This window comes from Paenibacillus sp. GYB003 (assembly GCF_036577625.1).
In the GTDB taxonomy this organism is placed as follows: domain Bacteria; phylum Bacillota; class Bacilli; order Paenibacillales; family NBRC-103111; genus Paenibacillus_AB.
Genome location: NZ_JARBDC010000003.1, coordinates 199,975 through 211,591, shown reverse-complemented (window position 1 = coordinate 211,591; position 11,617 = coordinate 199,975). Strand labels below are relative to the sequence as shown.

The following is an 11,617-nucleotide window of genomic DNA, read 5'->3' as shown; positions in this document are numbered from 1 at the left end:
TCCAAGAGGCTCTGTATTCCCAGCACAACACCTATCATGAGGCCTTCTGGTGACGGGCGGCCTCCACACTACAAAAAGTGACATTTTTACTGCTCAGTTAAGGTGACATTTTCACAGACGCTTGACACTGAAACGGCAGCATCACGAGATTGCGTTGTCGGTGGCGAATACGGGGGAGGGGATCGGGGCGGAGCATTTGGATAAAATTTTCGACCGGTTCTATCGAACCGATCCTTCCCGATCGCGCAAGCACGGGGGCTATGGTCTGGGGCTTGCGATCGCGAAGGCGATCGTCGAGCGGCACCAGGGAAAAATATCGGCCAAGAGCGTGCCGAACGGCGTAACGACATTCACCGTGCAGCTTCCGCCGGAAGCGTGAACGACGGCGTGTTTCATATGGTATGCGGCGGGGCTTTGCTCGTGAAGCAAAGCAATAAAATCCTTTGCAAGCAAAGGAAAGGAAAGGCATCTTTGATATCGAATTCATCTATCGCGGGAGACCGTTTGAATTCGCGGAATTCACTCTATTTCGTAGATAGATGCTGCGCCCCAGAATCGAAACATGGAGGGATATCCATGCTGTTTCCGTCCGCAAACCCGCTGCCCATCCGCCTGAAGTACAAATACAACACACCCGTTCACCGATCGTATGCATCCTACCATTCGCACCCTCAGTGCGAAATCTATTTTTTTCACGGAGGCTCCTGCAACTTTCTGATCGGCGACAAATTGTACGTTTTGGCCCCGGGAGACTTGATTATTATGGACGGGCTGACGTTGCATTGTCCGAAAATCGATCCGAGCGTGGAATATGTGCGAACGACTATACATTTCGATCGGGACTATGTGGCGGGACTTTTGCCGCTCCCTTTGCCGGTCGATATTTTGGCTCCCTTTCAATTGCTGCGCAATCATGTCTTGAATCTGGACGGCGAGGACAGGCGGGAAGTGGAGGATATGCTGGGACGTCTGCATGAGGCCAACGAGAATAAAGACCCGGTTTATTACAATCGTTTTTGTCTGCAGTTTATCGATTTGCTTCTTTACATCTATGCCCGCTGCGGGAACTCCTTGTCTTTGCCCCGGAAGCCTTTATCCGTCAAGGAGAGGAACGTTCAAAATATAGTGACGTACATCGAAAACCATTTCACGGACGATATCCATCTCGAACATCTGGAACGCGAGCTTCATTTGGACAAACATTATATGTCCCATATATTTAAGGAAGTCACCGGCACGACCGTGTTCACCCATCTGTATACCCGGAGAATCAATCAAGCGCAGCTGTTGTTTTTGATCGAAGAAGACGCCTCCGTTACGGATGTAGGTTACCGGGTCGGATTTAAACATTCGTCGCATTTCAGCCGGATATTCAAAAAATTCGTCGGCATGACGCCCGATGCTTTTAGACAGTCGATGCGAAAAAAGAACACAATGAGAGTAAAATAAACGGAACAAAAGGCGCAACTTACAGATAAGAGGACACTCCCTTTGTTTGCTACAATATACCCGACTACGCAAAGAAGAGGAGGGAACGGATGAAAAGAAAGCTGCTTCATTCATTAGCCGCCCTGGCATTGTACCTGGGCATATTGGGACATGTTGTGCCGGAGGGCACCGCCCGTGCGGAGGAGGGAGCTCCTGCGGTGGCAAACAACGGGTTCGAGGACGTCAGCCCGGACGGGTCCGTGCCCGGATGGGCGCCATACGGTTCCAGCACTGGCGTTACGGTAACCGGCGGCGTATATGGTCAAGCTTACGGCGGAACCAAAAGCGCGCTCATCCGCGATAACGATCCAGCGAAAAGCGCCGGAATTGAAAGCGGTTACTTATCCTTGGTTCCCTACGGAAATTACTCCGTCAGCTCGATGGTGTATACGGAACATACGAGCGCGAGACTTTCGATTCGCTTTTATGACGAGGCAGGCGCCTTTATTTCGTCCGTCACGACGAACCCGAGCCCGGTCGAGAGAAAGTGGAATCCCGTTCGGCTGTCTTTCACGGTTCCGCACGATGCGGCGAAAACCAGCATCGTCGTGCTTACGACGAATGCCGGGACGGGCATCGTGTATGCGGATGATGTACACCTGGTCAAGGACGCCGACGCTCCGGGCACGATTACGAATCTGGGCATGCAGGTCAATAAAACGTATATCATGAGAGGCGCCTTCGGGAAGGATCATACCGGACGGGATGTCATGTATACGGTGATGCAAGGGGATCCGGGCGCGCTGGTCGTGATGGATGTCAAGACCGAGACGGTCATCGCGCGGCACGTCCTGCCGGAAACGCAGGAAACATGGGCGATCTACGCGGACGACAACGGTCATTTTTATTCGGTATCCAGTATAAAAGCTTACATGTACCGGTACAGCACCCGTACCGACAAGGTTGAGCTCGTCGGGAACGTCGCTTCCGGACAAAGCATTTCCTGGGTTCTCGTCCCCGGCGAAAACGGCGTCATTTACGGGGGCACCGGCTATGACAACAAGGTATACGAATTTGATCCCGCTAAAGCGTTGCCCGGCCATCCGGCCGCAGGCTTGACGGATCACGGCTCCATGACCAAGCTGACGGGCGTCAAGCAAAACTTCGTCCGCTCGCTGGCGTACGACGGCGTTGAAGATGTTCTCTATGCGGGCCTCGGGGAACATTCGGCGGAGCTGATCAAATACAATCCGAGAACGAAGACGAGAGAAAGCGTCCTGCCCGCTCTATTCGCCAACCAAACCCCGAAGGAAGTCGGCGTCTACGACCTGCAGCTCGTCGGAGACAAGCTTTTCGCCAGGTTTGACAAGTCGAACCGCTCGTTCGTGATGAACATCCGAGACGGCAGCCTGATCAACAGCGATCCCGGATTCAAGATCGATTCCCGGGGCTGGTCGGCCAAATCTCCGGTCGCCAATAAAGTGTATTACGTGTACCAAAGCTCGCTTCACGAATATGATCTGGATACGAATACGTTTAAAAACCTGCATATCGATACCGGGCAGGCATTGATCGGATTCGGATACGTACAGTTGGATAAGCCGGGCTATCCGGGATATTCGCTGGTCGGATTTTCCGGAGTCAGCGGCAAGTTTTTCAAGTATAATCTGGAAACCGGCAACAACGAAGTGACCGAGCTGCCGCTTCCCCCGCAACCGGTAAAAATCCACCACATTTTCAAAGGACCGGACGGCCGCATCTATACCGGCGGCTTTCTGGGCGGCACGGGCGTGTACAAGCCAACCGCGGATGCCGTGGAAAGCTATGCCGGAGTCGGGCAGGCGGAAGGGGCGGCGAGCCTCGGAGGCCAACTTTTTATCGGATCTTATCCGTATTCGAGAATCTGGAAATACGATCCGGCAAAACCGCGGCGCATCAGCTCCCCGGCAAATTACGCAACCGACAATCCGTATATCGGCATTTCCTATTCGTCATCCAGAACGGCCGACCGTCCGCTTGCCATGGTCGGGGTGGAGGAATTGGGGAAAGTGTTTATCGGTACGGTGCCGACGGCCGGAAAACTCGGGGGACTGCTCATTTACGCGAGGCCGACTGACGCAAGCCCCGGCATCGTAAAAGAAGCGGAATATAAGCCGGTGCCCAATCACTCTATCCTCTCGCTCGTTTATAAGAACGGAATGCTGATAGGCGGAACCTCCATCAGAGGGGGAGAGGGCGCTTACGCTACGGATATCGACGCGAACGATAAGTCCGGCAAGCTCTTTATTTGGGACGTCGCCAAGAAGACCAAGGTGTTCGAAACCGTCGTTGTGAACGGGTACGGTGCGGTGCCCAGCCTGATCGAAGGACCGGACGGCAACATCTGGGGGATCGCCGGCGACACGCTGTTTATTTTTGACCCCGTACAGCGAAAGATCGTTTACAACGAGCGAAAATTTCCCGGAGTCAGCCATACTTCCTGGACGAACGGGTTCCTGGAATTGGGCACGGACGGACATCTGTACGGAACGATCGGGAAAGGCTCCGTTGCCGAACACGAGAATACGTTTGCCAGCAGTTTCTTTAAAATCGACACTTCTACCCGGGAAGTAACCGTTCTTCTCCATACGGGTGCGGAACGTCTGGCGCAGGACGACTTTGGCGACTTCTATTTCAAAACCGGCGGGAACCTGTTTCGATACCATGATCCGAACCTTGCCGTCAAATTGAGCGGGGCGGAAATAACCGTGGATCATGATTCGATTCCGATCGGCATGACCGCTACAATGAAAGTGAAAGGAATCCTCGAAAAAGGAAGGACGACCTATGAGCTTTCCGGGGCTTCCAAAGAGTATGTTACGAGCGATCCGAGCGTCGTATCGATCGCCGACGGCGTTATTACGGCCAAGAAAAAAGGCAAGGCGGACGTATGGGTCAAGGTCGCCTTGGATGGACGCACGGTTGCTTCGAACAAAATAACGATAACTGTGCCGGCGTCGGGTCCTTTATCTTCGGACGCTACCTTGCAGGATCTACGGGTGGACAATCGGACGGTAGCCGGTTTCGTTTACGACACGTTCGATTATACGGTCGAGCTGCCTTACGGTACCGACGTTGTCCCTCCGGTCACCGCAATTGCGGCCAATGAACGTGCGCAAGTAACCGTTCGACCGGCAGCGTCGTTGCCCGGAACATCGACCATCACGGTAACGGCGGAAAACGGAAACGCCTTGGCTTACCAAATCCGGTTTACGCTGGCCCGCGACGTTACGGCACCGATCACGACCGTTCAAGTCGATCCAACAGGTCCGATCGAGTGGCATCGAGCCCCCGTTTCGCTGACCTTGGTTGCTCGGGATGATTTATCCGGCGTGTCGGGAACGGAATATCAGCTAAACGGGGAACCCGATTGGAAGCCGTATTTGGGGCCGATCTCCATCTCGGACGAAGGGATATTCCAGTTGTTTTACCGCTCCGTCGACCGAGCGGGCAATGTGGAGGAAACGAAAGAACGAACGGTTCGCATCGACAACACCGCACCGTCGTACGCCTTAACCGTAAATGGAATCCCTTATGCGGACGGGACCGCGTACGGGGACGACCAGACGCTGACGTTCCAGCTGGCCGCAACGGACGCCTTATCCGGTTTGGCGGACCAAACGATGACCCTTGACGGCCAGCCTTACGGGAACGGTACGGTCGTGGATTTGGCCGGAAAATTGGGCGTACATTCCCTTCGAATCGTCCTAACCGACCAGGCGGGGAACGTCGCCGATACAACGCTAACCTTCGCGGTCGAGACCAGCATTAAGTCGATTCTGAACTTGCTGCAGCGGTATGTCGATTCGGGGGAGCTCCAAGGCGCGCACATCCGGCTTCTCAAGAACAAGCTGAATCAGGCGAATCATCAAGCGAGTAAAGGTTCTTACGATACGGCCGCCAAATTTGTGGGGGAGGCGTTGCAGCAGCTGAATGAGAAGACGAAGCCGCTTGTTATTAGCGAAACGGCGAAAACCGCCCTCACAGCGGATTTGCAGGCATTATGGGATGCCTGGTCGGAACGGTGAAATCTTTTTAAGCAAGGCGATGCAAGGCGAATTCTGAAAACGGGGCTGTTCCACGCGTCTTTAACGGCCACGGAGCAGCTCTTTTTCCATGCATTCATGTTCGTTTTGGGTGCAAGGCTAACCGGATAAGTATTGACCTTTTCCGCCTATCGGGCATAGTTCCGGTTATGTATAAAAATTACCTATGCTAATGGGATCAGCATAGGTTACGGGCATTTATCGGGTAATGGTTTTGACTAGGTGTCCAGAGTTCGGGTATGTTCTTCCGTTTTCGTAGTTGGGAAATTTTCCTCAAGCTGGCGATGAATGATTGCGAATTCCTGCTTGTCTTCCTGTGCGTAAACCGCAACTTTGCCCTCCGATAATTCATGCATTTTGGCTCTTTGTTGACCTTTGTTCAACAGGGATCACCTCCGTTTCAATCCTTAGGCTACCCATGTCGCCCTCAAAATAATTGAGGGGATTATTCTCATGACGGACGAATTTGCTAGCAAAGTCGTCTGGAAAGCGCACGCCGTGCGCTTGATTAAAATAACCGAAATGCCCCGATTTTATGCGGGAACGATCGTTGTGTCAGGCCGGACCAAGCCAAGCCTTGGCTGGCCGTGAAAGGTCGAACTAAGGCTTGAGGTTTGCCGGGGGATCATATTTTTGCGGATCGTGACCGTGTGGCGCTCATGAGCGGAATGTCATGATGCGCCATCCGTTGAAACTGCTCGGGCGTGCATCCGAATTCCTGCTTAAACAGGCGGCTGAAGTGCGACAGGTGCTTGTAGCCTACCTGATAGCAGACGTCGGAAACGGAAACGCTTTTGTCCATCATAAACATGATTTTGGCTTGATTCAGCCGGCGGTTTTTGATGTAGATGAAGATCGTCATGCCGGTGAATTCTTTAAATATTTTGGCCAAGTATGTTTTATTCAAATAAAGCTCGCTTTCCAGCAGTTCCATGTGCAAATCCTCGGAATAATGCGCTTCCAAATAGTTCAGCATACGCTGCACGTGGAGCTCCTTTTCCGTCATTTTGCGTGTCGACCGGCCGGATGCGGGGCAGAATGGCTGGATGTAGTAGAGCAGGTCGAGCAGGGCGAGCAAAAACCGGCGGAAAGCGACCGCATCGTTTTGCTGATACAGTTCGTTCATTTTTTGCAGATGTTGCTCCACCTCGGTTCGCGATTCGCCCTCCAGATGAATGATATGGTTGCCAAGCTGTCCGATCGTTTCGAAAGCGCTTGTAAAAATCGAATCGTTAAGCACTCCGCGCAAATAGGCGGGATCGAAATGCATATTCGTGCGCAAATATGGGTAAGGGCTCGGATTGGCGCTGTGCAGCGTCATACCGTCCATCAATATAAGGTCCCCGGGACTCAGCACATGAATATGGCCGCCTATGATATACGTGCAGCGCCCTTGATGAAAGTAGTAGACTTCATATTCCCTGTGCGTGTGAAAATTCATCCCCCATTGGGTATCGAACCGGTATGCGAAGCGAACAGGCAGCATCATGGGGGGAGCGAACATGAAAGTGACCTCCTTTCGTCGCGGTACATCCTGTCTCCAAGCCAAGATCGACACACTCTAATGATTACCATATCATATCGGAAATGAATATCTCTACAAGAAATTGCCTGAACAGCAGAACGACAGTTAAATGCGGGCCGTAACAGCAAAATGGCGTGCAAAATGAAAACCGGAATGATTGATACAATGAAAAGCGGAGCAAGCGAATGCTGCCGTTTCCTTAAAAATGATTAGAACGGGGGTTATGCAATTATGAAAAGGTTTTCATCAAAAGCGTTAACGATTATGCTGTTTTCCGCCTCCTTGATGGGCTGCGCGCAAACAAACGAAACCGGTACGACGCCCGAACCGAAGATCAACACGGAACCGAAAACAATAACCGTTTACCGATACGGAGTTAATTTGACGGACGAGGAATTCCAAAAGTTTTTTGTAGAGCCCGTCAAAAAGAAATACCCGCACCTTACTTTGGAGATGGTCGTATCCGGCAAAGGGATGAACCCGGAAGATTTGCTTGCCGCGGGAACGTTCCCGGACATCATTTTTACGAGCAACAACATGTTCCAGGCGTTTAAAGATTTAAAGGTCGTACAACCTTTGGACGAAATGATCAAGAAAGATGGCGCCGAATTGAAAAAAGTGCAGCCGGTTATTATGGAATCTTTCCGCGAATACGGCGATCGCGGAGAGCTGGTCGCTCTTCCGTTCTCGATAAACGTGGCGGCCTTGCTGTACAACAAAGATCTTTTCAACAAATTCGGCGTGGAATATCCGAAAGATTTGATGACATGGGATGAAGTCATTGCTTTGGCCCGGAAGCTTACGAGAAACGAAGGCGGCGTGCAGTATGCCGGATTCGATTCGACCGGAGCGTCCTTGATCGCTACGCAGCTGTCGCTTCCGTTCGTCGATCCGAAAACGAACAAGTCCGTGATCGACTCCCCGGAATGGATCAAAGTGTATAAGCTGATCAATGAATTTTATCGAATGCCGGGATTCAACGATCTCAAGCAGATCGGCAGGGAAGCTTTCATTACGGATCAAACGATTGCGATGCTGCCGCTTTGGGCCGATAACTTTACCGGCAGGTTCGAAACCGAATTCAAGAAAGGCGCGCTCACATTAAACTGGGACATGGCTGCCCTACCGAACTTCCCCGAGGCGCTGGGTACGGGCAGGGAGGCCAACGTGCATGCGATGATGCTGTCCAACCTGAGCGATAAGAAGGACGACGCATTGAGAGTGATGACGTACATGCTGTCCGACGAAGTACAGACCGCAATTGCCAAATCCGGCAGATTTTCGACGCTGGAAGGCGCCGAATTCGAGAAAGTGTTCGGAGCCGAATTGGAAAGTTTGAAAGGGAAACATATCGAAGCGTTCTTTAAAGCGAAACCGAGAAAAATTCATACCCCGACGAAATACGATCAAACGATCGTGAGAGGCTTGACGGATGCCGCGGCCGAAGAGCTTCGGAAAACGAACAAAGATATCAATACGCTCGTGCGGGAGTATAAAGAAAAGGCGGATAAAGCGATTGCCGAGGCAATCGAAAAATCGAAATGAAGCAGGGAAGTATGCAGCTCCGTTTGTTAATTCGCTTGACCTTGACACTGATGTCAAGGTTTATAATGAGAGTATATCCGAGCAGAAAGGAAAAAGATACGTGATGGATATTACTCCGCAAGAAGAAAACATGATTAAGGCTTTCCGTGAAGCTGCTTTGCCTCCTTTATTCGTGCTCATTCGAATTCGAAATGACATACTAAACGATACCGTAAATGTCGAAGCGAGCAGAAGAGCTGACGTCGTAAAAACATTAGAAAACTACATCGGCCCATTATGGGATACCTATCATGAAGGAAAGCGTTTAACCGTCGAACAAAAACCGTAACTGATTAAATCGAAGAGAGCTCTCGCGCGCTGGGCTCTCTTTTTACTTTTGAAATGAAAACGGGCCGGCATTATTGCGCGCACAAGCGTTAGGCGCTAACCGCAAGCTTCAAGCAGGACTTTCTCGAACCCTGTCGTAATTGTCTGAATAGGAAAAAAATGCCGATTTCGCTGCGGAGAGGATTGGTGCATACATGGGCAATATGAGAATATTGATTGTGGACGACGAATACTTGGTCCGAATGAGCGGCATCGGCGCGAAAATCATCGTCTTGAGCGGATACGACGATTTTCAATATGCCAAGGGCGCCATTACGTACGGTGCATCCGAGTATAAAACTAGCCAATTAACTTGATTCCGAGCAAAATTTTTGTGGAAACAGTTATGTGATGGAGAAAGCTCATTCATTGCAGGAAAGATACCAAAACGACGAACTAAAATCTATATCTTTAGCAGACTTGAGATTTTGGCCCATACAATTTCACAAAACCCGTATTTTGTACATAAGTCACAAAATCGATATTAATTCCCTAACACATAACTTCCTGCTGCATCTTGTCCAATGGACACAAAATTACCCTCATGGTGAATCAATCATGCCATGGTGAATCAATCATGCCCCCACCGGCTGTCGACCTGCTCCCTTGGTGATTTGATTTAACTATCTTAATCCAGTCGAGTACGGGACTACTCTCTCAGGTTAATCAGTGTCTTGATTCGATAGCTAGCCTGTGAGAAGTCATGTGTTTTTGTGAAGTCGTTATGGACAATACAATAGCACAGTCAATACCAGCTGCCACGGCTGAGTTCAACCCCCTGTTTGAGTCCTCTACAACCAGGGCCTCTTCTTTGGTTGCTCCGAAGCGCTTTAGGCCGGTCAAGTATGGTTCTGGGTGTGGCTTGGTGCGCTCGTAGTCTTCTCAAACAAGGACGAATTCCATGAATCGTCTAATCTGACGCTTTTCATGAATAAGCTCGAAATCCACACGTTTTGCAGTCGTCACGATGGCCATGCGGACGTACTTTGACAGTTCGGCTAGAGTTTCAACTACGCCTTCAATCTCTATGGCTTCTGTTCTTAGATATTCCTGATAATAGGCGTTGCGGACCTCGCGCTGCTTGTTGATGGTCTGTTCATCAATACCTGCTGCCTTAGCTTGGGCCCAAGTACCCAACGACTGAGTCATGTCGCGGAGGTATTGATCTTTATCCAAGGTAAATCCAATGTCAGCTAGAGCGCGTTCTCCCGCTTTGTAATACCAGAATTCAGTATCAACCAGAACACCATCATGATCGAAGAGTATGTACTTTTTCATTGCTTCGTTCTCCTTTGTCAGCTACGGCTTCCATAAACGTATTCAAACTGTCTGCGAGTGGCGCACCGAAATTTCGAATTACGCCCCGTCTGGTTAATGTCGCTTAGATAAGATAAGCATTTAAATTCTTTTTAAGCCGCTCCTTTACAGAATGCGTGCAATCGACGGCAAATTCCTTGCCGGTGATCATTTCGAAGAGGCGGATATAGCGATGCGACAGTTCAATGACAAGGTCATCAGGTGCGGATGGGAGGATTTTATCTTTATAAGGGTCGCAATGCTCTCTGAACCAAAGTCGCAAGAATTCTTTGTCGATATTCTCCGGTTCTTTGCCCTCGGCTAACCTCGATTCGAATGTCTCTTTAATCCAGTAGCGGGAAGAATCGGGTGTATGTATCTCGTCGATGAGAAGAATCTCTCCTTTGTCATCAATACCGAATTCATATTTGGTATCTACAAGGATTAATCCGTTCCTAGCTGCGATCTCTGTGCCCCTGGCAAAGAGCGAGAACACGATTTTTTGCAAATACCCCCAGGTCTCTTTGTCGATTAGGCCTTCGTGGACGATTTGAGCAGCCGAAATCGATTCGTCATGTGCTGCTGATTTCGTTGTCGGAGTCAGGATCGGTTTCTCGAACTTCTGGTTTTTCTTCATTCCATCAGGTAGGATGTTGCCACATATGTCTCGGATACCTTGTGAGTATTGGACCCAAGCCGAGGTATCAGTCGAGCCCGTAAGATAGGCTCGCATTACAAATTCGACAGGAATTACCTTGCATTTTTTTCCTATAGTAACATTCGGGTCCGGGATTTTTATAACGTGGTTACTTACTATATCCGAGGTATTTTCAAACCAAAAAGCGCTAATCTGGTTTAATACTTGGCCTTTAAACGGAATGTTGGCAAGGACCCTGTCAAATGCGCTTTGGCGGTCTGTGGTGATAAGGATTAGAGAATCACCCAGATCATATGTGTCGCGAACTTTACCTCTTCTGAACCCAGGTACATTCAGAAATGAGGTGTCATCGAGACAGTTCATTAGGTTTTTTTGAATAGTTTCTTTGGATATCATGTAAGTCCACCTGACCCTTCAATAATTGAAATAAAAAAAGCATCTGATCTAAGATCAAATACTTTGCCCAGGCGTACGGCTTATGAAATATGCGCTCCCCCGTAGTTACCTACGTTACGCCAGTCACACATATTTTAATACAATCCAATATTATCAGACGATTCCAACATTTTCAATACTGTTTTTACCAGAAATTAAAATGTGCATATGGGAACTAAACTGCCCGTCACTTTAATAAATCAAAGAGTGAACTCATTACGGTTCCTGCAGCATCAATATTGTAAGCCATCACAACCCCAGCGGTTTTGCGCTGAAAGG

At 49.9% G+C, this 11,617-nt stretch carries 9 protein-coding genes, 1 pseudogene and 1 riboswitch; of the genes and pseudogenes, 6 read left to right on the top strand and 4 right to left on the bottom strand.

Translation table 11 applies throughout. From position 1 onward, the window contains the following. The first annotated feature begins 121 nt into the window (after positions 1-121). The 3 genes from PV407_RS03480 (at position 122) to PV407_RS03470 (ending at position 5,495) form a co-directional block, all read left to right on the top strand. A complete protein-coding gene (locus tag PV407_RS03480) occupies positions 122-379 on the top strand; it encodes a sensor histidine kinase (RefSeq protein ID WP_442951616.1) in 258 nt (85 codons plus the stop codon). Positions 380-420: 41 nt separating this feature from the next. Further along, a complete protein-coding gene (locus PV407_RS03475; protein WP_332088471.1) occupies positions 421-1,449 on the top strand; it encodes a helix-turn-helix transcriptional regulator in 1,029 nt (342 codons plus the stop codon). A gap of 89 nt (positions 1,450-1,538) precedes the next feature. Then, positions 1,539-5,495 (top strand): cadherin-like beta sandwich domain-containing protein, encoded by a 3,957-nt coding sequence (locus PV407_RS03470; RefSeq protein WP_332088470.1) that lies wholly within the window; start codon positions 1,539-1,541, stop codon positions 5,493-5,495. A gap of 236 nt (positions 5,496-5,731) precedes the next feature. On the opposite strand, the gene PV407_RS03465 is transcribed toward PV407_RS03470, so the two are convergent. Together PV407_RS03465 and PV407_RS03460 are read right to left on the bottom strand one after the other, a co-directional pair. After that, positions 5,732-5,896, bottom strand: a complete 165-nt coding sequence (locus tag PV407_RS03465; protein WP_332088469.1) for a hypothetical protein — start codon at positions 5,894-5,896, stop codon at positions 5,732-5,734. A gap of 242 nt (positions 5,897-6,138) precedes the next feature. After that, entirely contained in the window at positions 6,139-7,017 is an 879-nt protein-coding gene (locus PV407_RS03460) for a helix-turn-helix transcriptional regulator (protein ID WP_332088468.1), read from the bottom strand. Between the two features lie 252 nt (positions 7,018-7,269). Between PV407_RS03460 and PV407_RS03455 the strand changes: the two genes are divergently transcribed. From PV407_RS03455 to PV407_RS03445, 3 genes are all read left to right on the top strand, one after another. Next, positions 7,270-8,583 (top strand): ABC transporter substrate-binding protein, encoded by a 1,314-nt coding sequence (locus PV407_RS03455; RefSeq protein ID WP_332088467.1) that lies wholly within the window; start codon positions 7,270-7,272, stop codon positions 8,581-8,583. Then, positions 8,555-8,911, top strand: coding sequence for a hypothetical protein (locus PV407_RS03450; RefSeq protein ID WP_332088466.1), 357 nt, complete (start codon positions 8,555-8,557; stop codon positions 8,909-8,911). The genes PV407_RS03455 and PV407_RS03450 overlap by 29 nt, the downstream gene beginning before the upstream one ends. A gap of 193 nt (positions 8,912-9,104) precedes the next feature. After that, a complete protein-coding gene (locus PV407_RS03445) occupies positions 9,105-9,266 on the top strand; it encodes a hypothetical protein (protein ID WP_332088465.1) in 162 nt (53 codons plus the stop codon). 349 nt (positions 9,267-9,615) lie between these two features. Here PV407_RS03445 and PV407_RS03440 read toward each other — a convergent pair. Both PV407_RS03440 and PV407_RS03435 read right to left on the bottom strand, forming a co-directional pair. Beyond that, positions 9,616-10,227, bottom strand: a pseudogene (locus PV407_RS03440) (HAD family hydrolase). Positions 10,228-10,330: 103 nt separating this feature from the next. Further along, positions 10,331-11,299 (bottom strand): phosphoribosylaminoimidazolesuccinocarboxamide synthase, encoded by a 969-nt coding sequence (locus PV407_RS03435; protein WP_332088464.1) that lies wholly within the window; start codon positions 11,297-11,299, stop codon positions 10,331-10,333. Positions 11,300-11,357: 58 nt separating this feature from the next. After that, a riboswitch (ZMP/ZTP riboswitch) is annotated at positions 11,358-11,436 on the bottom strand. Positions 11,437-11,617: the final 181 nt, after the last annotated feature.

What these genes read in the sequence shown, in the direction of transcription:
- PV407_RS03470 (WP_332088470.1), top strand. Translation starts at nt 1,539, where the DNA reads ATGAAAAGAAAGCTGCTTCATTCATTAGCCGCCCTGGCATTGTACCTG.
- PV407_RS03460 (WP_332088468.1), bottom strand. Translation starts at nt 7,017, where the DNA reads ATGTTCGCTCCCCCCATGATGCTGCCTGTTCGCTTCGCATACCGGTTC.
- PV407_RS03455 (WP_332088467.1), top strand. Translation starts at nt 7,270, where the DNA reads ATGAAAAGGTTTTCATCAAAAGCGTTAACGATTATGCTGTTTTCCGCC.
- PV407_RS03445 (WP_332088465.1), top strand. Translation starts at nt 9,105, where the DNA reads ATGGGCAATATGAGAATATTGATTGTGGACGACGAATACTTGGTCCGA.
- PV407_RS03435 (WP_332088464.1), bottom strand. Translation starts at nt 11,299, where the DNA reads ATGATATCCAAAGAAACTATTCAAAAAAACCTAATGAACTGTCTCGAT.